This is a genomic window from Reyranella sp. (assembly GCF_017305915.1).
GTDB lineage: Bacteria > Pseudomonadota > Alphaproteobacteria > Reyranellales > Reyranellaceae > Reyranella.
Map to the genome: position 1 here is coordinate 363476 of NZ_JAFKJN010000018.1, position 22049 is coordinate 385524.

The following is a 22049-nucleotide window of genomic DNA, read 5'->3' on the forward strand; positions in this document are numbered from 1 at the left end:
GAGAGCCAGACCACGGCTCGTCCGATCCTGAAGCATTTCTCAAGTGTGGGAGCTAACGCTTATGTATCCATGCGGTTCCCTGTGGGTTCATTGGCCTCTGTCCACAGCAGGGCCGGGCCGGCCTTGCCGCGGCGGGCAGCGGGAGAACTAAAGACCGCCGGCCCAGGTCTTGACCTGCTTTTCCGCCTCGTCCTTGGCGATGCCATAACGCTCCTGGATGCGACCGACCAGCTGGTCCTGCTTGCCGCCGATCACAGCAAGGTCGTCGTCGGTGAGCTTGCCCCACTTCTCTTTCACATTGCCGGAAAACTGCTTCCAGTTGCCCTCGACCCGATCCCAATTCATCGCGTACTCCTTTCGATACCTTTCACGGCGTCTGCCGCGATCATTTGGGTCAACGCGAGGCCGGCAGGCCGGTTGCCGGGTGTCGATTTTCCTTTGCGACCGCGCCGGAAGGCCCCACATAGGAGCAGCGCCAGCACGGCGTGGTCGCGTGGCCGGAGCTCCCCGATTTGCTGAAGGACGATATCGTCGCGTTGCTGCCGGACCTGCGCGCCTTTGCGCGATTCATGTGCCGCGAGCGCGAGGCCGCCGACGATCTGGTGCAGAACACCATCCTTGCTGCGCTCGACAAGCAGGCGCAGTTCGAGCCCGGCACCAACCTCAAGGGTTGGCTGTTCACCATCATGCGCAACCGCTTCTATTCGGATCTGCGCGCGCAGCGCCGGCGCCCGACCGCGATCGAGGACGTCTCGATGACGCCGGTGGCCGCGGTCGACAATCCCGAGGCGACGCTGCAATTGAAGGAGCTCTCGTCGGCCTTGTGGAAGCTCAGCCCGCAGGCGCGCGAGGCGCTGATCCTGGTCGGCGCCGGCGGATTTTCCTACGAGGAAGCGGCGCGTTTGTGCGACTGCTCGGTCGGCACGCTCAAGGCCCGCGTGTCGCGGGCGCGCAAGTTGCTGTCCGAGCAGATGAAGTAAAAACCACGGCATATCAATACGTTACAGAGGGCACTCGCGCGTCGATTGTTCTGCTCCTGTAACCTTTCGCGCTTTCCGGCATTTCCTCCAGCACGAATATCCCCCTGGAGACGATCATGGCTAGCGCCACCACGAAGAAGAGCAAGACGACGGCTCACGACGTCCATGATTTCCATGAGCAGCTCAAGGCCATCCTGCCCCGCCTGCGCGTCTACGCGCTGTCCCTGACGCGCGACCGCGACGCTGCCGACGATCTGGTGCACGACACCGTCATCAAGGCTTTGACGGGCCGCGAGAGCTTCGAGCCGGGCACCAACCTCTCCGCCTGGGTGTTCCGCATCCAGCGCAACGAATTCATCTCCGGCCTGCGCCGTCTGCGTCCGACGGTGCCGGTCGATTCGGCGATCGCCGAGACGCTGTCGCATCAGCCGCACCAGGAGAGCCGTCTGGTGATGCGCGAGTTCATGTCGGCCTTCGGCAAGCTCGCGCCGACGCAGCGCGAGGCGCTGCTGCTGGCGGTGCTCGAGGGCCAGTCCTACGAGGTCATCGCCGCCCATACCGGCGTTTCGGTCGGCACCGTCAAGAGCCGCATCAGCCGCGCGCGCGACACGCTCGAGCGCCTGCTGCTCGAAGGCGATGCCAAGGAGCGCAGCGAGCAGGCCAATCGCACCGCGGTTCGCGACGAAAGCGACTCCGACGAGCGGCGCCTGCACGATCGCTAAAGCCGTCCCCTCAATCCTGCGTGGACGTGTGAGCGAAACATGGGCATTCTCCGGAGAAGAGATCCATGCCTCGGACGGGAATCCGTGGAATGCTCCTCGTTCCACGCGAAGTGTGCCATGGCGAATGACAACAAGCCGCAAAGGGATCGGGCCGGCGATCCGGCCCGAGACAAGAAAGTGAAGGCGCCCGCCGAGCGGCCATTCGACATGTGGCTGCAGAAGCAGCTGCATGCGATGTACGACGAGATCGCCGCCGAGCCGCTGCCCAACGATCTCATCAGCCTGATCGAGCGCGACGCCGAGAAGAAAGACAAGCCGAAGAAGAAGTAGCGCCAAGAAGAATGGCGGCAGCCTCGCGGCCGCCGCCATCCCGTTTTTCGCCGCTTGCCAGTCAGCCCGGCCGGCGTGCAGCGAACTCGGTCGAGACGCAGCGATCGAAGGTGGATGTCCCGGCCTGCAGGCCGTAGCCGGTGCAGGCCGCGCGGGAGTCGGCGAGGAGTTGGGCGTCGCTCGGGACCATCACGGCGCGCGTCGGCTCGGCGACCACGGTGGTGTGTCGCTCGGTGGTGCACGCTGCGCAGATCAGCAGCACGGCCAATGGAGCTAGGGGGGCAAACGCCGGCCTCGCCATCTTTCCTCCCGATTCTTCGCGCGGAAACAACGGCGCAATCGGCTTGAGGTTCCCGTTCCCTTCGCTATACAGGCCGGATGCAGCTTTTCGATCTATCCGGACGGGTCGCCGTCGTCACCGGCGGCAACGGGGGCATCGGTCTCGGCATGGCGAAGGGGATGGCCGCTGCAGGCGCCACCATCGTCGTCGCGGGCCGCGACGCGGCCAAGAACAGCGCGGCGGTGAAAGAGCTCGTGGCGGCGGGCGGCAAGGCCGGCGCCATCCCGGTCGATGTCCTCGAGGAGGACTCCTGCCGCGCCCTGATCGACCAGACGATGAAGGCGCACGGCCGGCTCGACATCCTGGTCAACAATGCCGGCATGAGCATCCGCAAGCAGCCCGAGCAGTATACGCGGGCCGAATGGCACACCGTGCTCGACAGCAACCTGACCAGCGCCTTCCTGTGCAGCCAGGCCGCCTACCCGGCGATGAAGCAGCGCGGCGGCAAGATCATCAACATCGGCTCGATGATGTCGATCTTCGGCGCGCCGTTCGCGACCGCCTATGCCGCGAGCAAGGGCGGCATGGTGCAGATGACCAAGTCGCTGGCGACGGCGTGGGCCAAGGACAACATCCAGGTCAACGCCATCCTGCCCGGTTGGATCGACACCGCGCTGACCAAGCGGGCGCGCGAGCAGGTCCAGGGCCTGCACGACTCGGTGCTGAAGCGCACGCCGGCCGCGCGCTGGGGCGTGCCCGACGACTTCGCCGGCATCGCGGTGTTCCTCGCCGCCCCCGCTTCCGATTTCGTCACCGGCGCCACCATCGCCGTCGACGGCGGCTACTCCTCGCTGGCCTGACGCCTCACAGGCTGCCGCCCGCGGCGACCAGCCCGGGATTGCGCCGGAACTCGGCGCTGCGCGTCTCCGGCGGCAGCGCGCGCAACTGCATGAAGTAGGCGAACTGGCGCTGCGCATAGCGCTCGTCGAGCACGCGCCGGCAGAGCTGCAGGGAATTCTCGAGATCGCCCGCCATGGCGTAGGCGAAGGCGAGGTTCAGGCGGGTGCGCGCATCGGCGCGTGCCGAGCCCGCGATCGGCGTGAGCTGGGCGATCGCCTCCGGCACCGGCCCGGTGAGCGCGAGCGACAGGCCGAAGTTGCTGCGCAGCGGGACATAGTCCGGCGCCAGCTCGATGCCGCGACGGTAGTTGGCCTGCGCCTCGGCGTGGCGGCCCTGCAGATCGAGCGCGACGCCGAGCAGGTTGAGCGCGCGATAGTCGGCCGCGTCGGCGCGCAGGGCGGCGTCGATCTGCTGCTCGGCGAGCGCCGGCTGGCCCATCGCGATCAGGGCGCCGGCGAGGCCGCGGCGGGCGGCATTGTCGCCGCTGCGCCGGGCGAGCACGTCGCGGAATTGCGCCGCCGCCTCGTCGCCCGCACCAACGCTCAGGAAGGACTGGCCGAGGCCGAGCTTGGCCTCGACACCGTTCGGATTGGCCTGCAGGGCCCGCTCGTAGAGCGGGATGGCGGTGTCGGGATTGCCGGCCTGGCGCGCCTCGTCGGCCCGGCGCACGGTCGCGTCGTAGTCATCGCCCCTGCTGATGTCCGGCGGATCGCAGGCTCCCACCAAAAGGAGCGCCAGGCCCGCGCCGAGCAAACGCGCCAGCTTCATTCCTACCCCGAGATTCTTGTCTCCGCGTCCGGGCGCGGCAGCGTTGGCCATTCTGCTAATGATATCAAAATCTTGGGGGCCACCGCAACCAGACTGCTAGGTATTGATGGTAAGTCCTTGTGGGCAACGCCCTTTCGGCAGACCGCGGACTAGTACCGGACGGCTTGCGCCTTGGCCGTCAGGGTCTGGGCGCTGATCCCGACGAAGCCTACGGCCGGGGTGAAATTGTAGGTCGCGGTGATCATGGTACAGGTCACCGCGCTGTTGCCATTGCAGCTCGCGGTGTCGGCATAGGCGATCGTAACGTCGGACCCCATGCCGCCGGCCATGGCATTGCGCAGCGCGGTGTCGACGTTGCCGCTGGCGGTGGTCGGATTGAGCATGTAGTAGCGCGCCGCCTCCTCGGTCGCGTACTCCAGCGCCTGCCGGATGTAGAACATGCGGCCCATCTCGACGATGCCGAACAGGATCACGAGCAGGACCGGCGCCAGGATGGCGAATTCCAGGATTGCGCCGCCCCGCTCGTCAGCACCCAGGACAGCCAGCAGACGCCGCATGTCAGGGCACGATCAGCGTGACCGAGGAGGTCATCGAGGTCGGCGGCGTCCAGGCGCCGGTCCAGCCGTTGGGACCGTTCAAGCCGAAGCTCACCGTGGCCGAGCCCCAGACCGAGCTGAAGCTGCCCGTCGTGGTCACGGTGATGTACTTCTTGAGGACCGCGCTGCCGCTGCAGGTGGCGGTGCACTGCACCGTCGTGCCCGGCGCCGACGAGCACTCGCAGAACACGGTGTTGGTGGCGGTGACGCCGGTGAGGCCGCTCGCGTTCTGCGCCGTCGTGTTGATGTTGGCCGTCTCGGTGGGGGCCGTGATACCGTACTGCGCGCCTTCGCGGGCGCCCTGCAGCATCGCCGACTTCTGCAGGCTGAAGCGGCCGAGGTCGAGCAGCCCTACCAGCATCAGCATCAGGATCGGCAGCGCCAGCGCGAACTCGATGATCAGGTTGCCGCGGCAGTCAGCCGCCAGCCGCCGCAGGAGGGAACGAGGTACGCGCATGCCGGGCCCTACTCGAAGACCTTGCCCTTGGTGATCGTCGTCGTGGTGACGATGCCAGCGGGCGTCGTGCCGTAATTGGCGCAGCCGCCCTTGTAGGTGCTGCTGAAGCTGGAGAACTTCAGGTAGCGGCCAAGCCAGATGGTGCAGCCGGTCGTCGCGTTGCCGCCGAAGGTGCTGATATTCGAGATGTCGATGCGATTGTTCGGGAAGTAGATCGCGCCGGTCAATGTGGCATTGCTGAGCGAGCTGACGGTGAAGATCTTCGACGCCGAGCTCATGGTGCCGACCGTGGCCCGCGGGTCCTGGTAGAACAGGATGCCGTTGAAAGTGTTGCCTTGGAACGCGGTGTTGTTGGAGCCGGCGTTGAGGTTGATGGTGCTGTCGGAGGTGATGCTGACGCCACCGATGCCGGCGTCGGCCGTGCCGTTGCCGAGCTGGGTCAGCACGAAGGCGACGCCGTTGGTCGAGGTGCAGGTCGGGCAACTCACCGTGCTGACGCTGCTGATGTAGAGGTCGCCGCCCGCGATGTAGTAGATGCCCGGCGAGAAGTTGACGGTCGAGGCATTGCTGACCGACAGGCCGTTGCAATAGATCTTGTTGCCGGTGACGTTGATCGTGCTGGCGCTGCCGGCGCTGAAGTTGTTGTAGTCGCAGTTGCCGGCGCCCGACGGCAGGCTCAGCGCCCCGATGCTGGCGTAGGGATCGGTGGCGTAGCCGCTCTGGCGCACCAGCGGCGCGGTACCGCCGCCCGACGACGCGCTGTAGCTGATGCTGCTGTAGTTCTGGACGGTCAGCGTGCCGCGCGTCCACACCTGCTTCAGCGAGGCGCTGCTGAAGCTGCTGATGTTGACCGATGCGCCGCTGCCCGAACCGGTCGCCGAGCCGTTGGATACGATGGTGCAGTCCGACGTGAAGCTCGAGAAGTTGGTGAAGCTCACGCCCTGCTCGGCGGCGGTGGTGAGCGCCACCAGGCAACCTTCGTAGCTGGTCGTCGTCGAGGTGACGGTGCCCTGCGCGGCGACCGAGCGGGCCTTCATGTCGAAGCTGGCGGCCGCGCCGCCGCCCATCCAGCTCATCAGCACCGCGCCCAGGCTGAAGCCGGTCGATTTGGTGATGATCACCTCGACGGCGCCGGTCGTCGCGACGTTCGGGCCGGTGGTCGGTGGCGCATTCACGGCAACGGTGACGCCGCTGGCGCCGTCGCTGAAGCCGTTGCGCCCGGCCTCGTACTGGGCGGTGCTGGTGATGGTCGCGTTGTTCTTGCCGGCCATCCGGTCGATCGCGCCGGCCAGAGCCGCGGCATCCGCCGAGCTCTGCATCTGGCGCTTCACGCGATAGAGCTGGCCGGTCTCGATGCCGATCGCGACGGCACCGGCCAGGATCGGCAGCACGGCCAGCACGGCCAGCATCGATCCCTTGTCGTCACGCTTGATCCGCTGCAAGTGGCCCAGGGTGCCACGCGCTACGCGCAATGCGATCTCCATCATCGCGCCTCTCCATCAATGGTCGCCCGAAACGGGCGGAAAATACACTTGATACAAAAGTAGAAGAACGCGCCCTAACTCTAGGAAATATCCTGAATTTAAGTCAAGGAGAATGCGTTCATGATGGCTGGGGCAATGAGCACCGTGATGAGCGTCGGCAGGATGAAGACCATCAGCGGCACGGTCATCAGCGCCGGCATGCGGGCGCCCTTCTCTTCTGCCTTGGAGGCCCGGGTCTGGCGGAATTCCTGGCTCAGGATGCGCAGCGACGCGGCCAGCGGCGTGCCGTACTTCTCGGTCTGGCGCAGCGCGTTGACCAGGGCGGCGACGGCCGGCGAATCGGAACGCTCGGTCATGTTCTCCAGCGCCTGCTGGCGGTCCGGCAGGTAGGTGAGCTCGATCGCCGTGATCTCGAACTCGGTGGCGAGCTCGGGCATCGAGGTCTGCATCTCGCGGCTGACGCGGCGGAAGGCGGCGTCGATGCTGAGGCCGGCCTCGACGCAGATCGTCAGCAGGTCAAGGCCCTCGGGCAGCAGGTAGTTCAGCGCCTCGCGCCGCTTCTGCGCGACGTTCTTGACGTAGGCCTCCGGCAGCACGAAGCCCGCGAGGACGGCGCCGATGCAGACCGGCAGGGTCATGTCGTCCGACACCTGGACGATGCCGGTCACCATGGTCATCAGGATCATGATGAAGCCCAGCACCAGCGGCATGGCGAGCTTGACGAAGACAAACACAACGGTGGCGTCGCGCGACAGGAAGCCGGCCAACCGGAGCTTGCGCGTGGTCTGGTCGGCGGCGTTGCCGCGCAGCAGGTTGAGGCGGTCGGCGATCGTGCGCATGACGCCGATCGACGTCGACTTGGTCGACGTCCTGCCAGTGGCGGCGGCGGTCTGCTCGCTGCGGGTCTTCATGCGGCGGGTCTGCAGCGCACGCAGCCGCGCCTCGATCGGCGGCGACCAGGTCAGCGCCGTCCACAGCGCCCAGAACACCACGAAGGCGCCGACCGCGACCAGCACGGTGAAGTTCTTCTCCGAGGCGAGCAGGTCGAATTCCATCGCGCTACACCTTGCCCGTCACACCTTGATCGTTGCGATCTTGTTCATGATGAAGATGCCGAGCCCCATGCTGCCGGCCGCGCACGCAGCGACCATCTGGCCGCCCGGCGTGGTGAACAGCGGGCCGATGTAGCCCGGCGAGATCAGGAACAGCGCGCCGCCGACCAGGAACGGCAGGCCGGCCATGATCAGCATGGTTGCGCGCGCCTCGGAGGTGAAGGCGCGGATCTTGAGGCGCAGCTGCTGGCGCGAGCGCAGGAGCGCGCTCAAGTTGGCCAGCGTCTCGGCGAGATTGCCGCCGGTGTCGCGCTGGATCGACATCGCCACGATCAGGAAGTTGAACTCGTCGGTCTGGATCGTGCGTGCAACCTGCCACAGCGCCCGCTCGATCGGCACGCCGAGTTGCATCTCGTCCTGGGCGCGCTTGAAGACGCCGCCGACCGGATCCTTGATGTCGCGCGACACGTTGCCGATCGCCTCCTGCACCGGCAGGCCGGCGCGCAGCGCGCGGACCATCAGGTCGATTGCCTCGGGAAACAGCAGGTTGAAGGCACGGCCACGCTTCTTGGCCTTGATGCCGATCACCAGGTTGGGGATGCCGATGCCGATCAGCAGCGCGCCGACCAGCACCATGCCGGGCGGCAGGTCGAGGAACAGGTAGAGCAGGAATGCCACGCCGACCGCGAGGGCGATCGAGGCGAAGGCGAAGTCGCCGAGCGTCAGGTTCACGCCGCTGCTCTGCAGCTTGAGGCGGACCTTGCTGGCGTTGGGGAACCACTGCCACAAGAGCTTGTCGAGGGTCGGCAGCCGGCCCTGCCGCTCGACCCGGCGCAGCGTCGCCATCTGCAGCGTACGCTTGCCCGAGCGCGTGCGGTCCTCGAGGTCCTCGAGCCGGTCGTTGAGGCGGCGCTCGGCGAAGAAGCCGCTGAACACGACATAGAGCGTCACGAAGGTCGCGGTGACGCCGCAGGCGATCACGATCGCCACCTGGTCGAGGCTCAGCGCATGGCTGTCCAACCCGAACATCAGGCCATCGCCTCCATCAGCACCCGGTCGAGACCGTAGTAGGCCGCGCGCGGCAGGAAATGCGGGCGCAGGCCGGAGCTCTTGAAGGCGCCGGCCAGCTTGCCGTCGGCCGCCTCGCCCTTGAACTCGTAGGTGAAGAGGTCCTGGGTGATGACGACCTCGCCCTCCATGCCCATCACCTCGGTGATGTGGGTGACGCGGCGGACGCCGTCGCGCATGCGGCTGATCTGCACGATGAGCTGCAGCGAGCCCGCGATCTGGGTGCGGATCGCCTTGGGCGGCAGGCTGGCGACGCCCATCGTCACCATGTTCTCGAGACGGGTCAGCGCCTCGCGCGGCCGATTGGCGTGCAGCGTGCCCATCGAGCCGTCATGGCCGGTGTTCATCGCCTGCAACAGGTCGATCGCTTCGGGCCCGCGCACCTCGCCCAGGATGATGCGGTCGGGGCGCATACGCAGCGCGTTCTTCACGAGGTCGCGCATGTTGACCTCGCCGTTGCCTTCGAGGTTGGCCGGCCGGGTCTCGAGGCGGACGACGTGCGGCTGCTGCAGGCGGAGCTCGGCGGCATCCTCGATGGTGACCACGCGCTCGCCGTTCTCGATCATACCGGAGAGCGCGTTCAGCATGGTCGTCTTACCCGAGCCGGTGCCGCCCGAGATGATGACGTTGAGCCGGCAGCGCGCGGCGATGCGCAGCACCGTCGCCATGGCCGGCGAGATGTTGCCCTGCTGCGCCATCTGGTCGAAGCCGATCTGGCGCTTGCCGAACTTGCGGATCGACACCGTGGCGCCGTCGATGGCGAGCGGCGGAATGATGATGTTGACACGACTGCCGTCGAGCAGGCGGGCGTCGCAGATCGGGCTCATCTCGTCGACGCGGCGGCCGACGCGGCTGACGATGCGGTTGCAGATGTTGAGGAGATGGGCGTTGTCCTCGAACATCACCGAGGTGAGCTCGAGCTTGCCGCGCTTCTCGATGTAGATCTGCTTGGGCCCGTTGATCATGATGTCGGTGACGCCCTCGTCCTCGAGCAGCGGCTCGAGCGGGCCCAGCCCCATCATGTCGTTGACGATCTGGTAGACGAGGTCTTCCTGCTCCGGCCGGTTGAGCTGGACGCGCTGCTCGCCCAGTAGCTCGGAGACCAGGCCCTCGAGCTGGCGCAGCAGCTCGGTGCGCGGCAGGCTGACCGCGGCGGCGAGGTCGATGCGCCGCATGATCAGCGGCTGGATGGTGCGGCGCGCCTGATCGACCTTGCTGCGCGACAGCCGGCTGTTCACCTTGTCGTCCGAACGAACCGTCTGCTGCGGCGCGTCCCATGCCACCGCAGACTTGGCCTCGATCAGTTTGGGCTCGGCCGGTTTGGCCTCGGCCTGCGGGATCTCGACGACGATCGGCGGCACGGCATCGACTTCGGCGGCCGGCGCCGGCTCGACCGGCTCGGGTTCCGGCGTGGTGAAGCTCTGCGCCGGCAGCAGCGGCCGCAGCACCTCGCCGACATAGCCGCGCAATTCGAGCGGCGACAGCATCACGCCGTTCTGGCGGAAATGGATCTGCGCCTGCTGGCCGGCCTGGCGGGCCACCTCGCCCGCCGGCACGCCGCTGCCGATCAGCTCGCGCAGCCGCGGCCCGACCGCGCCGGCCAGGCTGGCGGCGGCCGCGGCGAGGCGGGTCTCGCGATCGGCCGGCGTCGCGGCGTCGGGACGCTGCTCGCCGCCGCGGCGGCCCAGCCGGTCGAGCGGCCCGAGAGCCGAGGCGGCGGGCTGGGATTCCGAGCTCTTGTTGAGCCGACCGAACATGCCCGGTTACTTCCTCTTCAGCTTCAGGCTCTGGGTGAAGCGCATGAAGGCGCGGGTGGCAGAAGCGCCCTTCTCCGCCGGCGCGTCGTCCGACCGCTCGAGTGCGGCAACCATCGGGCGCAGCGCCTTGACGATCGGGCTGTTGGGCGCGGCCTCGGCCAGCGGCTTGCCGAAATTGACCGCCGACAGCGCCGACGGCACGTCGGCCGGGATCTGGCAGTCGACCTTGCGCTTCAGCGTGCGCTCGAGGTCGGCGACCTTCACCGCCGAGCGGCGCGGATCGAGCGTGCCGCCGGTGACGAGGTGGAACTGGGCCTGCGGCGCGACGTCGTGGGCGAGCTGCTGCAGCCGCATCGCATCGCGCACGCCGGGCAGCGACAGGTCGGTGACCAGCACGATGTCGGTCGAGGCCTCGATCACCTGGCGCTGGATCACCGGGTCGCCGCGCGGCACGTCGGCGACGATCCAGCGGAAGCGGCGGTGCACCGAGCGCAGGAAGTCGGCGGCGGCGTGCGGCCGCGCCTGGAAGCCGCCGCCCGGCGGCTCCTCGGCGCCGATGGCGTAGAGGAAGTCGCTCTTCTTCTGCGCCACCTGCTGGATGAACAGCGCGTCGATGCGGTCGGGCTGGTCGAGCGCCTCGCGCAGCGCGTCGATCGCCTCGAGGTCGAGCGCCAGCATCAGCGAGCCGTAGTGCAGGTCGAAGTCGATCAGCAGCACCTCTTCCTGCAGCCGCGTGCCGAGCATGCTGGCCAGCGTCACCGCCAGCGTCGTCGCACCGACGCCGCCTCGGGCGCCGATGACCGACAGCGTGCGCGGCTTGTTGGCCGCCTTGCCGTTGGCGGCCGGCCCGCCGCCGCGCTCGCGCTGCTCGAACGCGCGGTCGACGGTGCGGCTCATCGCGCCCTCGGCCAGCGGCAACGCCAGGTAGTCGCTGAAGCCGGTCGCGATCAGGTCGCGGTAGAGCGCCACGTCGTTGATGCGGCCGACGCCGATCAGCAGGCAGCTACCGGGCAGCGCGGTCTTGAGCGCAGCCGCGTCGGCGACGGGATCCGACGAGCCGCCGAGGTCGACGATCAACAGGTCGAGGTCACGCGGCCATTCGCTCAGCGCCAGCGCCGTGTCGATCGAACCTTCCCGGATGCTCGCCTTGCCCAGCGTCAGGCTGAACAGGTCGGACGAGATTCTTCCCTGCGCCACCGTGTCGGTGACGAAGGCCATCGCAGTGATGGAACGGGCGTCCTCCGCGGCGGGTTGAGCGACTGCTGTTGCGGCCATGATTCTCCCTCAGATTCCGGATCCACCCGTGGCGCCGCCGCCCCCGCCGGTGCCACCACCGCCACCACCAACAACACCACCGCCGCCGCCGCCACCACCGGTGGTCGTGCCGCCGCCGCCAGCGGCGCGGACGCGGCCCTCACGGTAGCGCTGCACGGCATCGGCATTGACCTGGCCGTCGGCCGGACCGGCCGAACGGCCGATCGCGGCGTCGCGCGGCCGGGCCAGCATCTGGCCCATGTTGTAGGCGTCGGCGCAGCCGAGGCCCGGCATGTCCGACTCGTTGGGATTCCAGATCGTCGACGGCGTGTAGGTCGGGCAGTTGTGCGCGGCCAGGCGGTACGCCGAGCGCACCACCACGAGCTGGTCGGGCCCGCGCGCCAACGTCGGGTCGGCCGAACGGCTGACCCAGCGCGCGCCGGCCTGGGTGAGGCTGCTCGCGACCTGCGCGGCGCGACTCTGCTGCAGCCCGCCCGAGCCGTCGGTCACGATCGTGAACTCGTCGCGATCGGCACGGCCGTCGCGGGCGACCATGGCGCGCAGCGCCTGGTCCTGGCCGGGATCGAGCCGCACGCTACCAGGCGCGAACGCGACGGCATGCAGCGTGTCGGCGCGGGATGGCGTGTACCGGGCATCGACCGCCGAGGCTTCGGCGACCGGATCGCTGCAGCCGGCAAGCGCCAGCGCAGCGATCAGAGGCAGAGGGAGAAGCGCGGATTTCATTGTTGTTGCTCCTAGTCGAGCCTGAAGCCGGCAGAGGGACCGGCATATTGCTCGCGGCCGACCGAGAGCCGCTGCGGCGGCATCGGATGGTTGTAGCGCTGCATCGCAAGGCGATCGACGTCGGTCGGCGGCACGCGGCGATCCATCGGCGTGCGCAGCTTGTCGCTGGTCGGCTCGACGAAGTACGGCGTGCAGATGATCACCAGCTCGGTCTCGGCGCGCTGATAGGCATCCGACTTGAACAGCGAGCCGAGCACCGGCACATCGCCCAGCCACGGCATCTTCTTGACGTCGTCCTGCGAGGTCCGCATCAGCAGGCCGGCGATCGCGAAGCTCTGGCCGCTGCCCAGCTCGACCGTGGTCGAAGCGCGTCGCGTCTGAACCGCCGGCACCGTCACCGTCGCTGTTGCGGTCAGGGGCACCGACACCGAGCCGACCGACGAGACCTGGCTGACCTCGGGGGCGACCTTGAGGTTGATGCGCTCGCCGACGATGGTCGGCGTGAAGGCGAGGCTGACGCCGACGCTCTTGTAGGTCACCGAAAAGGTGCCGCTGAGCGTGCCGCCCTGCGGCGCGATCACCGGGATCTCGCCGCCGGCCAGAAAGCTCGCCGTCTCGCCCGACATCGCGACCAGGTTCGGCTCGGCCAGGACATTCGCCTGGTTGTTGGTCGCCAGGAAGTCGATCAGGGCATCGAAGTTGCCGCCCGAGACCCGCGCCAGCGCCGACGGCAGGCCGCCGGTCGACTGCGCCGTGGCGACGGCGAAGCCGGAGCTCACCGCCCCGAACAAGGGCGCCACGCCGACAGTGCCGTTGGCGATGCTCTGCCAGTTGACGCCAAGCCGCTTCAGCGCCTCGCGATGGACCTCGGCGACCTTGACGCGCAGCTGCACCTGGGTCGGCGCCTCGACCCGGATGTTGTTGATCAGCTTGGCCGGGTTGCCGCTGACGTGCTGCAGCGCCAGCCGCCGCGCATCGTCGGCGATCACCGTCGAGCGCACGGTGCCGCTCAGGATGATCGACTCGCCCTGGTTGTCGAACTGCACGCCGTTGCCGGGATGCATGGCGTCGAGCGTCGCCTTCACGCGGCTGAACGGCGAGGTCACGCTGACGATGGTGTTGAGCAGCACGCGGTCCTGGTCGTCGACCGCGTAGAGCACGGTGTCGCCCGGCCGCTTGGCGAAGACGTAGATCATGCTCGGCGACTTCACCTGCACGTCGGCGATGTCGGGCGCGGCGACGAACACCGTCGAGGCCGCCCCCGGCAGCTTGATCGCGGTGCCCTTGTTCATCTCGAGCGTCAGCGTCGGCTGCTGCGGCGGCACGACCTGGCTCTGCGCGAACGGCCGGCCGGCTGCGCCGGTCACCGTCGAGGGCGCCGGCGCGGCGCCCGGCGGCGTCGGCTGGACCGGCACCGGGCGGGCCTGCGCCTCGCGGATCTGCGCCGGCGGCACGACCGTCTCGGGCGTCGGCGTCGCGAGCTGCGCCGGCGGCGTGGACGCCGACTGCGCCGGCGACGGCACCGCAACCGTCGGCGTGAAGGCTGCCGTCACGACCGGCGCGCGCGCCGGCAAGGCGGTCGGCGCCGGTTGGGCCTGGGGCTGGGGTTGGGGCTGCGCCTGGGGCTTGGCGTCGGCAGCCTTGGCGTCGGCCGGCTTGGTCTCGGCGGACTTGGCGTCGGTGGACGCCGCGGCGGTGCCCGCGGTCATCTTCGCGATGCGCTCGGCCTCGCGACGGTTGAGCTCGTCGGCGACGTTGTCGGTCGGCGTCGTCCGGGATTGGTGCTTCTTCGCCGCCGGCTTGGCCTTGGGTTTGGCCGGGGCGGCAGCAGGCACGTCGGGCTCGCTGCCGACCTGCGCCATCACCAGCGTGGTCTGCATTGCAAAGCCCATGGACGCCGCGAGCGCCAGCGCGGCGCCGAGGCGACGCCACGCGGGCGGTCGGACGGTCGAGAGGGGGAACGATTTCATTGTTTTTCGCCTGGGATCGTTCGGGTGAAGGGGGTGCCTTTGGGGCGTTCCGGCTTTTCTTCCTTGGGTCCGGATTCGCTGGCGGTCGTACCGTCGAGGTCCTGTTTGACGCGCGTGCTGCCGCGCAGCACGAAGACTCCCCGCGGCTCTTCCGGCGGCACGGCCGTCGGCAGCGGCTTGATCAGGCGGCTCACCTGGGAGTCGTGGGTGAAGCTGTCGCCCGGCTCGGCCGGCGCGTTCTCCGCCGCCTCGTCGGGCTTCTCATCGGGATCCTGCAGGCTGCGCAGGACCAGCGACAGGTCGCCCATCTTGACCGCCAGGGTGACGATCTCGCTCTGCTTGGGCGTCAGCTCGAGCGTCGCCGTCTTGCCGACGTCGGGCTTGTCACCCGGCGAGAAGTCGAGGCGCTGGTCCATCGCGATCACACGGGCGTTGCGCAGCACGGTCTCGGTCGCGGTGTGCTGCTCGTTGCCCTTCACCGACTGCAGCACGTGGGTCAGCAGCACGTCGACGCGGTCGCCGGCATAGATGAAACCCGACACCGCCGAGGTCGCCGTGATCGGCACCGACACCGCGCGCGTGCCGGGCTGCAGCACCGCCGCCATGAAGCCGCGCGTGCCGGCCAGCACCAGCTTGCCCTCGGTGATCGGCTCGCCCGGCGCGATCGAGCCGCGCGCCACGGCGCCGACGAAGTCCGACATCGGCCGCTTGCCTTCGATGATGTAGGTCGGCGCCATGCTGCCCTCCGGCCACGACTGCCAGCGCAGGTCGTCGGGCTTGACGATCTGGCCGGTGTGGACGGCGTTGCGCGCCACCAGCACCTGCAGCGTCGGCGCCACGATCGGCGCCACTTCGCGCTGCACGCCGGCCTGGGCGAGCAGCGCTGCGCGCTCGCTCTGCAGCCAGGCCCGCGCCATGAAGGCGGTGGCGCCCGCGACGATCACCGCGAGCAGGAGAAAAACCATGCGCTTGCTGCTCATGACGCCCCCTTTTCAGCTCACGGCCTGGGCTGCCGCGATCCACAGCCCACCGGCGGCGATCGCGGGCCCGTACGGCAGGTTGCGGCGCAGCCGCGCCCGCAGCGGCCCGTTGGCTGGCAAGGGCGCCGGCTTTCCGATCGGTGCGCCGGCCAGGACGGCGAGGCCCATGACGCCGCCCGCGATCGCGGTGACGGCGAGGAAATCGACCATGCGGGCCGGTCCGGCGAACAGGCTGACCGCGGCCAGCAGCTTGACGTCGCCGCCGCCCAGCCCGCCGGCGGCGAAGGCCGTGGCGCCCACCGCGAACACGACGACGGAACAGCCGACCGCGTAAGCGAGATCGGTGGGTGTGAGCTGCCCGGCCACGAGCCCCCCGCCCGCCCAGACGACGAACAGGCCGGCGACAGCGAGCGAAATGCCGTTGGAGATCGTCATGCTGCGCAGGTCCTGAATGCCGGCCCCGATCAACAGGGTGGCGAGAAGCGCGAGGCAGCCAACGTGAAGAAGCGCAAGCAGCGACATCCGAACCGCCAGGACCCTTGATGCGCCAGTTTGCTTCTATTCAGGAAGTTAAGTGATTTCGCTGAAGAACAGTCTTAACAAATGAACGAATAGCAAAATGGCTTATGACAACAGATATGAACGTTACAGACATTATCTTCGATACAACATCAAATCAAGCGTCTAATTCATTAATTTTAAAGACTATTTTACCTCTGATACACTCCTAATAGGGGTTCTAATACAAAGGGCGGCCCATTTCTGGGCCGCCCCTCAAAATTCTCCCACGGCCGTACTTTACGGCGTCAGGTTCCGGCACTGCTCAGCACGTTGCTGACCTTGCCGCTGACGCTACGCATGGAGGCCAGCGCCGCCACCGCGATCAGCGACGCAATCAAAGTGTATTCGACCGCCGAGGCGCCCTCGATGCAGCGCGCCAATCGGCGAAACAGGGAAAGCATGAGGGGTATCTCCAGTAAGTCGTTTCTTATCTTATACTTAAGAAACGTACTTAATGTCGACTCTCAGGTCAATGGGTACCCGGTGACGAGCGAGGGTCAGTCGGAACCGAACGCAGCGGCACGACCTCGGCCGCCTGCTCGCGGTCGCGGCTGGCTTGGCGGCGGTAGGTCAGCCAACTGTAGGGGATCAGGCCGAGATAGATCAGCCCCAGCAGGGACAATCCGATCCACGGCGAGCTTGCGATCACGCCCATGGTGAGGGCGGCCACCAGCAGCGTCGGCAGGTAGAGGTGACGCGGAATGCGGCCCTTCTTGAAGGAGAAGGTCGGCAGGCGACTCACCATCAGGCCGCCGACCAGCACCAGCACCACGCCGACCACGATCGGATGGCGCGGCCAGGCCGCCTCGGCCTCGAAGCTGACGACCAGCGGCACCAGCGCCAGCAAGGCGCCCGCCGGGGCCGGCACGCCGGTGAAATACTGGCTGGTCCAGGCCGGCGGCGGCGTGTCGGCCAATAGCGCGGTGTTGAAGCGCGCCAGCCGCAGCGCCGAGCAGATCGGGAACATCAGGGTCACGACCCAGCCCAGCGGGCCGCCATCCTTGAGCGCCGCCATATAGAGCACCAGCGCCGGCGTCACGCCGAAGCACAGGAAGTCCGACAGCGAATCGAGCTCGGCGCCGAACCGGCTGGTGACGCCCAGCCGCCGCGCCACCCGGCCGTCCAGGGCGTCGAAGATCGCCGCCACGATCACCGCGATCACGGCCAGCCGGAACTGGCCCTGCAGCCCGAAGCGGATCGCCGTCAGGCCCGAGCTCAGCGCCGCCAGGGTGATCACGTTGGGGATCAGGCGATTGATCGAGAAGCCGCGCAGGCCGCGGCGCATGCGGAAGTCGTTCTGCATCGTCGTCCTAGAACTCGATCGCCTTACGTGGGGTTGCGTCGGCCGCATTCAACTCGGCCACCACCGTCTCGCCGCCGATCATGCGCTGGCCCGGCGCCACCAGCAGCCGCGCGCCCGCCGGTAGGTAAAGGTCGGTGCGGCTGCCGAAGCGGATATGGCCGAAGCGCTCGCCCGCGACAAGCGCCTGTCCCGGCTTGACGTAGCAGACGATGCGCCGCGCCACCCAGCCGGCGATCTGCACGAAGCCGATGACGACGCCGTCGGGCCGGCGCAGCGCGATCGCCATGCGCTCGTTGTCCTCACTCGCCTTGTCGGCGGCGGCATTGACGAACTTGCCCGGCCGGTAGGCCACGATGTCGACGGTGCCGGCGCAGGGCGAGCGGTTGATGTGGACGTCGAACACGCTGAGGAAGATCGAGACGCGGGGGAGCGGCTGCTCGCCGAGCCCGAGCTCGGCCGGCGGCACGGCGTCGACCACCATCTGCACCAGCCCGTCGGCCGGCGCGATCAGCAGGCGGTCTTCCTGCGGCACGCCGCGCGGCGGATCGCGGAAGAAGTAGATCGACCACAGGGTCAGCCCGAACAACGGCCAGAACAGCCACGCCGCGCCGGTCAGCGCGGCGAGGAAGGCGATGGCTGCGAAGACGGCGATGAACCGCCAGCCATCCTTCAGGATGGGCACGAAGAAATTCGCCAGCATGCTTTCAGTTGACCTTGGGCAGGGTGAAGATCTGGCCTGGATAGATCAGGTTCGGGTCGCGGATCAGATCCTTGTTGGCCTCGAAGATCGTGGTGTAGCGGAAGCCCTCGCCATAGTGCGCGCGGGCGATGTTCCACAGGTTGTCGCCGCGCACGATGTGGAGGCGGCGGGTGTTCTCGGCCGGCAAGGCTTCCTGGCGCTGGAACTTCATCTCCAGCCGCGCCACCGGCATGCCGTCCTGCGCCAGCCGATCGACGCGCAGACGATGCTCGCCGGCGTGAAGCGGATCGCTCGGCGCGAGCCGCCAGCGACCGTCGCTGCCGGCCTTGCCTTCCGCCACCGGCTTGTCGTCGAGATAGGCACGCACCGTCGCGCCGGGCGTCGCCTGGCCGGTGATCGTGGCCTGGCCGCGATCGTCGTAGTCGAGGGTCGAAACCTGCAGGTCGCCGACCTTGGGCACGCCGGCCGGCGATGGCGGCTGCACCAGGGTCGCCGCGCCCGAGGACGGCGAGATCATGACCAGCGTCTCTTCCGGCTGAGCGGTCTTGTCGGTGCCTGGCGGCTGCGGCACCACCGCCACCACCACCTGCTCCGAGGTCACCGGCGCGCGGCCCTCGATGTGCTGCACGGCGCGCAATTCGTGCGGACCGGGCGCGAGCGGCGTGTCCTGCGCCAGGATCACCCATTCGCCGCGCGCATCGGCCTCGCCGCGCGCGATCTCCTTGCCACCGTCAAGCAGCACGATCTTGGCGCCAGGTGCCGCACGGCCGGCGATCACGGCGCGGCCGTCGCGGTCGATGCGGGCGACGTCGAAGCTCGGCACCATGACCGAGGCCTGCGGCGCGGGCGCCGTGCTGGCGGCCGGCGCGACCGCGGATGGCGGTGACGGCGCGGTCGCCGCCGCGGCGGCAGGCGCCCCCGGCTGGACGGCCTGGATCGCCGCCTGGTCGGCCATCTTCACGCGCCAGGCATATCCCAGGGCTGCGGCGATGATCACCGCGCCCACTGCCACCAGCGCAAGAACCGTTCGTGACATGAAACTCCCAGATTGGTGCGACGACCCACCGCGATTGGCGTCGCCCCCCGACGCGGTGAAATGATACCATGACGCCCCGGTCCGGAAAGGCTCGGAACCAACCAAACTCCAAGCAACAAAGTCGCGTGTCCCGTGTCCGAAGCCTTGCCTCTCCCCGAAACCGTCCCCCTGCCCTCGTCCGTCTGCGTTTTCTGCGGCGCCCGCTTCGGCGCCGACCCCGCCTATCGCCAATGGGCCGGCGATTTGGGGGAATTGCTGGCGCGCCAGGGCATCACCCTGGTCTATGGCGGCGGCGGGGTTGGGCTGATGGGGGTGATGGCCAACGCCGCCCTGGCGGCCGGCGGCAAGGTCACCGGCGTGATCCCGCGCTTTTTGCTGAAGCGCGAGGCCGGCCATCCGGCGCTGACCGAGACCCGGGTGGTCGAGAACATGCACGAGCGCAAGCTCGAGATGTTCGAGCGCTCCGAGGCGATCATTGTCCTGCCGGGCGGCATCGGCACGCTCGAGGAATTCTTCGAGATCCTGTCGTGGCGCACGCTCGGTCTGCATATCAAGCCGATCGTGATCGTCGACCAGGGCGGCTACTGGAAGCCGCTGGCGGCGCTGCTGCGCTCCTGCGTCGAGGGCGGTTTCGCAGATCGCGCGCACCTCGACCTGGTTGCCTTCATCGACGATCTCGACCAGCTCCTGCCGACGCTGGCTGCCATGCCGCGGGCGAAACCCGCTGAAAAGGCCCTCGACCGGCTGTAGTTGGGGCGCCGAAGCGCGCATCGGTGGCTCTTGATCGTCACCGTACAGCGGTGCAACAAGACGGGCCATAATCAGCAATAGATCCACTCGGCCGAAACCAAAGCGGCGCACGGAGGCGCAGGTATGTCAGATCTCGAAATCGTCTGGACGAAGGTCGATGAAGCGCCCGGGCTTGCGACGTTTTCCCTGCTGCCGATCGTCGAGGCCTTTGTCGGGACGGCCGGCGTGAAGATGAAGCTGAAGGACATTTCGCTGACCGGCCGCATCATCGCCAACTTCCCCGACAAGCTGAAGCCCGAGCAGAAGATCAACGACGAGCTCGCCGAACTCGGCAAGCTTGCGATGCGCCCCGAGGCTAACATCATCAAGCTGCCCAACATCTCCGCCTCGATCCCGCAGCTCAAGGCCGCGATCAAGGAGTTGCAGGGCAAGGGTTACGACGTGCCGAACTATCCGGACAGCGACGCGACGCCGGCAGACAAGGAAATCCGCGCCCGCTACGGCAAGGTGCTCGGCAGCGCCGTCAACCCGGTGCTGCGCGAGGGCAATTCCGACCGCCGCGCCGCCGGCGCCGTGAAGCAGTACGCGCGCAGCCATCCGCACAAGATGGGCGCCTGGTCCAAGGATTCGAAAACCCGCGTGGCGCACATGTCGGGCAGCGATTTCTACGGCTCGGAGGTCGCGACGACGGTTGCGGCGCCGACCAATGCCCGTATCGAGCTGGTCGGCAGCGATGGCGCGACGACGGTGCTGAAGCCGAAGATTCCGCTCAAGGCCGGCGAGATCATCGACTGCTCGGTGATGAACCGCAAGGCATTGCGCGCCTTCTTCGCCGCGCAGATCGACGCCGCGAAGCAGGACGGCATCCTGTTCTCGCTGCACGTCAAGACGACCATGATGAAGATCTCCGATCCCATCCTGTTCGGCCACTGCGTTTCGGTGTTCTTCGCCGATGTGTTCGAGAAGCATGGCGCCACGCTGAAGAAGCTCGGCGTCGATCCCGACAACGGTTTGGGCGACATGCTGACCCGGATCGAGACGCTGCCCGAGGCCGAAAAGGCCGCCATCAAGGCCGATATCCAGGCCGAGTACGCCAAGCGGCCGGGCCTGGCCATGGTCAATTCCGACCGCGGCATCACCAACCTGCACGTGCCGAGCGACGTCATCATCGATGCCTCGATGCCGGCGATGATCCGCGAGTCGGGCAAGATGTGGGGCCCCGACGGCAAGCTGCACGACGTCATCGCCTCGATCCCCGATCGTTGCTACTCGACGCTGTTCCAGGCCGTCATCGAGGACTGCAAGGCGCATGGCGCCTTCGACCCGAAGACGATGGGCTCCGTGCCGAACGTCGGCCTGATGGCGCAGCAGGCCGAGGAGTACGGCTCGCACGACAAGACGTTCAGGATCGCCGCGGACGGAACAGTGCGCGTGGTCGCCGATGACGGCGCGGTGCTGATGTCGCAGAAGGTCGAGACCGGCGACGTCTTCCGCATGTGCCAGGTCAAGGACGAGCCGATCCAGGACTGGGTCAAGCTCGGCGTGCGCCGCGCGCGCCTCACCAACACCCCGGCGGTGTTCTGGCTCGACGCCAAGCGCGCGCACGACGCGCAGCTGATCGCCAAGGTCGAGAAGTACCTCAAGAACGAGGACACGAAGGGGCTCGACATCCGCATCCTGGCGCCGGTCGAGGCGATCAAGTTCTCGCTCGAACGAATCCGCCAGGGGCTCGACACGATCTCCGTCACGGGCAACGTGCTGCGCGATTACCTGACCGATCTTTTCCCGATCATGGAGCTCGGCACGTCGGCCAAGATGCTCTCGATCGTTCCGTTGCTGCAGGGCGGCGGTCTGTTCGAGACCGGCGCCGGCGGCTCGGCGCCCAAGCATGTCGAGCAGTTCCAGCACGAAGGCTATCTGCGCTGGGATTCGCTGGGCGAATTCCTGGCGCTGGGCGCGTCGCTGGAGCATCTGGCACAGACGACCGGAAACGAGGACGTGAAGGTCCTGGCCGAGACGCTCGACGAGGCCAACGGCAAGATCCTCGAGGACAACCGTTCGCCTGCACGCAAGGTCGGCGAGCTGGATAATCGCGGCAGCCATTTCTACCTGGCCCTGTACTGGGCGCAGGCGCTGGCCCGGCGCGACAACAGCACGACCCTGTCGGCCCGCTTCAAGCCGCTGGCGAAGACGCTGGAGGAAAACGAGGCCAAGATCGATGCCGAGCTGATCGCCGCGCAGGGCAAGCCGGTGGATACGGGCGGCTACTATCTGCCCGATCAGTCCAAGACATCGGCAGGAATGCGGCCGAGCAAGACGTTGAATGAGGCGCTCGCCGCTCTCTGACACGCTCGAAA

Annotated in this window: 24 protein-coding genes; 6 read left to right on the forward strand and 18 right to left on the reverse strand. The window is 67.8% G+C overall.

The window, feature by feature from the left end; genetic code table 11:
• Nucleotides 1-147: 147 nt before the first annotated feature.
• Nucleotides 148-345 carry a CsbD family protein gene (locus tag J0J01_RS18925; RefSeq protein ID WP_296383378.1) on the reverse strand — a complete coding sequence of 66 codons (198 nt, stop codon included), beginning with the start codon at nucleotides 343-345 and terminating at the stop codon, nucleotides 148-150.
• Between the two features lie 140 nt (nucleotides 346-485).
• On the opposite strand from J0J01_RS18925, the gene J0J01_RS18930 reads away from it, so the two are divergent.
• From J0J01_RS18930 to J0J01_RS18940, 3 genes are all read left to right on the forward strand, one after another.
• Nucleotides 486-980, forward strand: coding sequence for a sigma-70 family RNA polymerase sigma factor (locus J0J01_RS18930; protein WP_296383381.1), 495 nt, complete (start codon nucleotides 486-488; stop codon nucleotides 978-980).
• A 116-nt stretch (nucleotides 981-1096) separates the two neighbouring features.
• Complete coding sequence (locus J0J01_RS18935) at nucleotides 1097-1702, forward strand: sigma-70 family RNA polymerase sigma factor (RefSeq protein WP_296383382.1); 606 nt, start codon at nucleotides 1097-1099, stop codon at nucleotides 1700-1702.
• Nucleotides 1703-1819: 117 nt separating this feature from the next.
• Nucleotides 1820-2032: a hypothetical protein gene (locus tag J0J01_RS18940; RefSeq protein WP_296383383.1), complete on the forward strand. Its 213-nt coding sequence runs from the start codon at nucleotides 1820-1822 to the stop codon at nucleotides 2030-2032.
• A gap of 61 nt (nucleotides 2033-2093) precedes the next feature.
• Here J0J01_RS18940 and J0J01_RS18945 read toward each other — a convergent pair whose 3' ends face one another.
• On the reverse strand, nucleotides 2094-2294 hold the full coding sequence (locus J0J01_RS18945; RefSeq protein ID WP_296383384.1) for a hypothetical protein: 201 nt from the start codon (nucleotides 2292-2294) through the stop codon (nucleotides 2094-2096).
• A 116-nt stretch (nucleotides 2295-2410) separates the two neighbouring features.
• Here J0J01_RS18945 and J0J01_RS18950 point away from each other — a divergent pair, with 116 nt between their 5' ends.
• A complete protein-coding gene (locus J0J01_RS18950; protein WP_296383386.1) occupies nucleotides 2411-3172 on the forward strand; it encodes a glucose 1-dehydrogenase in 762 nt (253 codons plus the stop codon).
• A 4-nt stretch (nucleotides 3173-3176) separates the two neighbouring features.
• Here the strand turns inward: J0J01_RS18950 and J0J01_RS18955 are convergent, their stop codons facing one another.
• The 16 genes from J0J01_RS18955 to J0J01_RS19030 form a co-directional block, all read right to left on the reverse strand.
• On the reverse strand, nucleotides 3177-3980 hold the full coding sequence (locus J0J01_RS18955; protein WP_296383388.1) for a tetratricopeptide repeat protein: 804 nt from the start codon (nucleotides 3978-3980) through the stop codon (nucleotides 3177-3179).
• 149 nt (nucleotides 3981-4129) lie between these two features.
• Complete coding sequence (locus J0J01_RS18960; protein WP_296383389.1) at nucleotides 4130-4537, reverse strand: TadE/TadG family type IV pilus assembly protein; 408 nt, start codon at nucleotides 4535-4537, stop codon at nucleotides 4130-4132.
• Between the two features lies 1 nt (nucleotide 4538).
• On the reverse strand, nucleotides 4539-5033 hold the full coding sequence (locus J0J01_RS18965) for a TadE/TadG family type IV pilus assembly protein (protein WP_296383391.1): 495 nt from the start codon (nucleotides 5031-5033) through the stop codon (nucleotides 4539-4541).
• Nucleotides 5034-5041: 8 nt separating this feature from the next.
• The gene (locus J0J01_RS18970) at nucleotides 5042-6505 is read right to left on the reverse strand and encodes a pilus assembly protein TadG-related protein (RefSeq protein ID WP_296383393.1); all 1464 of its coding nucleotides are present in this window, start codon (nucleotides 6503-6505) and stop codon (nucleotides 5042-5044) included.
• Nucleotides 6506-6615: 110 nt separating this feature from the next.
• The gene (locus tag J0J01_RS18975) at nucleotides 6616-7572 is read right to left on the reverse strand and encodes a type II secretion system F family protein (protein ID WP_296383395.1); all 957 of its coding nucleotides are present in this window, start codon (nucleotides 7570-7572) and stop codon (nucleotides 6616-6618) included.
• An 18-nt stretch (nucleotides 7573-7590) separates the two neighbouring features.
• The gene (locus tag J0J01_RS18980) at nucleotides 7591-8598 is read right to left on the reverse strand and encodes a type II secretion system F family protein (protein WP_296383398.1); all 1008 of its coding nucleotides are present in this window, start codon (nucleotides 8596-8598) and stop codon (nucleotides 7591-7593) included.
• A complete protein-coding gene (locus J0J01_RS18985) occupies nucleotides 8598-10394 on the reverse strand; it encodes a CpaF family protein (RefSeq protein ID WP_296383400.1) in 1797 nt (598 codons plus the stop codon). The genes J0J01_RS18980 and J0J01_RS18985 overlap by 1 nt, the downstream gene beginning before the upstream one ends.
• A gap of 6 nt (nucleotides 10395-10400) precedes the next feature.
• Nucleotides 10401-11669, reverse strand: coding sequence for a cellulose synthase operon protein YhjQ/BcsQ (locus J0J01_RS18990; RefSeq protein ID WP_296383402.1), 1269 nt, complete (start codon nucleotides 11667-11669; stop codon nucleotides 10401-10403).
• Nucleotides 11670-11678: 9 nt separating this feature from the next.
• A complete protein-coding gene (locus J0J01_RS18995) occupies nucleotides 11679-12392 on the reverse strand; it encodes a CpaD family pilus assembly lipoprotein (RefSeq protein ID WP_296383403.1) in 714 nt (237 codons plus the stop codon).
• An 11-nt stretch (nucleotides 12393-12403) separates the two neighbouring features.
• Nucleotides 12404-14362, reverse strand: a complete 1959-nt coding sequence (locus tag J0J01_RS19000) for a pilus assembly protein N-terminal domain-containing protein (RefSeq protein WP_296383405.1) — start codon at nucleotides 14360-14362, stop codon at nucleotides 12404-12406.
• A complete protein-coding gene (cpaB, locus tag J0J01_RS19005) occupies nucleotides 14359-15342 on the reverse strand; it encodes a Flp pilus assembly protein CpaB (RefSeq protein ID WP_296383407.1) in 984 nt (327 codons plus the stop codon). The genes J0J01_RS19000 and cpaB overlap by 4 nt, the downstream gene beginning before the upstream one ends.
• Nucleotides 15343-15354: 12 nt before the next feature.
• Nucleotides 15355-15864 (reverse strand): prepilin peptidase, encoded by a 510-nt coding sequence (locus J0J01_RS19010; protein WP_296383409.1) that lies wholly within the window; start codon nucleotides 15862-15864, stop codon nucleotides 15355-15357.
• Nucleotides 15865-16148: 284 nt separating this feature from the next.
• Nucleotides 16149-16304, reverse strand: coding sequence for a Flp family type IVb pilin (locus tag J0J01_RS19015; protein ID WP_296383412.1), 156 nt, complete (start codon nucleotides 16302-16304; stop codon nucleotides 16149-16151).
• A gap of 68 nt (nucleotides 16305-16372) precedes the next feature.
• Nucleotides 16373-17206: a CDP-diacylglycerol--serine O-phosphatidyltransferase gene (pssA, locus tag J0J01_RS19020; RefSeq protein ID WP_296383414.1), complete on the reverse strand. Its 834-nt coding sequence runs from the start codon at nucleotides 17204-17206 to the stop codon at nucleotides 16373-16375.
• 7 nt (nucleotides 17207-17213) lie between these two features.
• Complete coding sequence (locus tag J0J01_RS19025) at nucleotides 17214-17906, reverse strand: phosphatidylserine decarboxylase (RefSeq protein WP_296383415.1); 693 nt, start codon at nucleotides 17904-17906, stop codon at nucleotides 17214-17216.
• Between the two features lie 4 nt (nucleotides 17907-17910).
• On the reverse strand, nucleotides 17911-18942 hold the full coding sequence (locus J0J01_RS19030; protein ID WP_296383417.1) for a LysM peptidoglycan-binding domain-containing protein: 1032 nt from the start codon (nucleotides 18940-18942) through the stop codon (nucleotides 17911-17913).
• 132 nt (nucleotides 18943-19074) lie between these two features.
• On the opposite strand from J0J01_RS19030, the gene J0J01_RS19035 reads away from it, so the two are divergent.
• Both J0J01_RS19035 and J0J01_RS19040 read left to right on the forward strand, forming a co-directional pair.
• On the forward strand, nucleotides 19075-19692 hold the full coding sequence (locus tag J0J01_RS19035; RefSeq protein WP_296383419.1) for a TIGR00730 family Rossman fold protein: 618 nt from the start codon (nucleotides 19075-19077) through the stop codon (nucleotides 19690-19692).
• Nucleotides 19693-19815: 123 nt separating this feature from the next.
• Complete coding sequence (locus tag J0J01_RS19040) at nucleotides 19816-22038, forward strand: NADP-dependent isocitrate dehydrogenase (RefSeq protein ID WP_296383421.1); 2223 nt, start codon at nucleotides 19816-19818, stop codon at nucleotides 22036-22038.
• The last annotated feature ends 11 nt before the right edge of the window (nucleotides 22039-22049 follow it).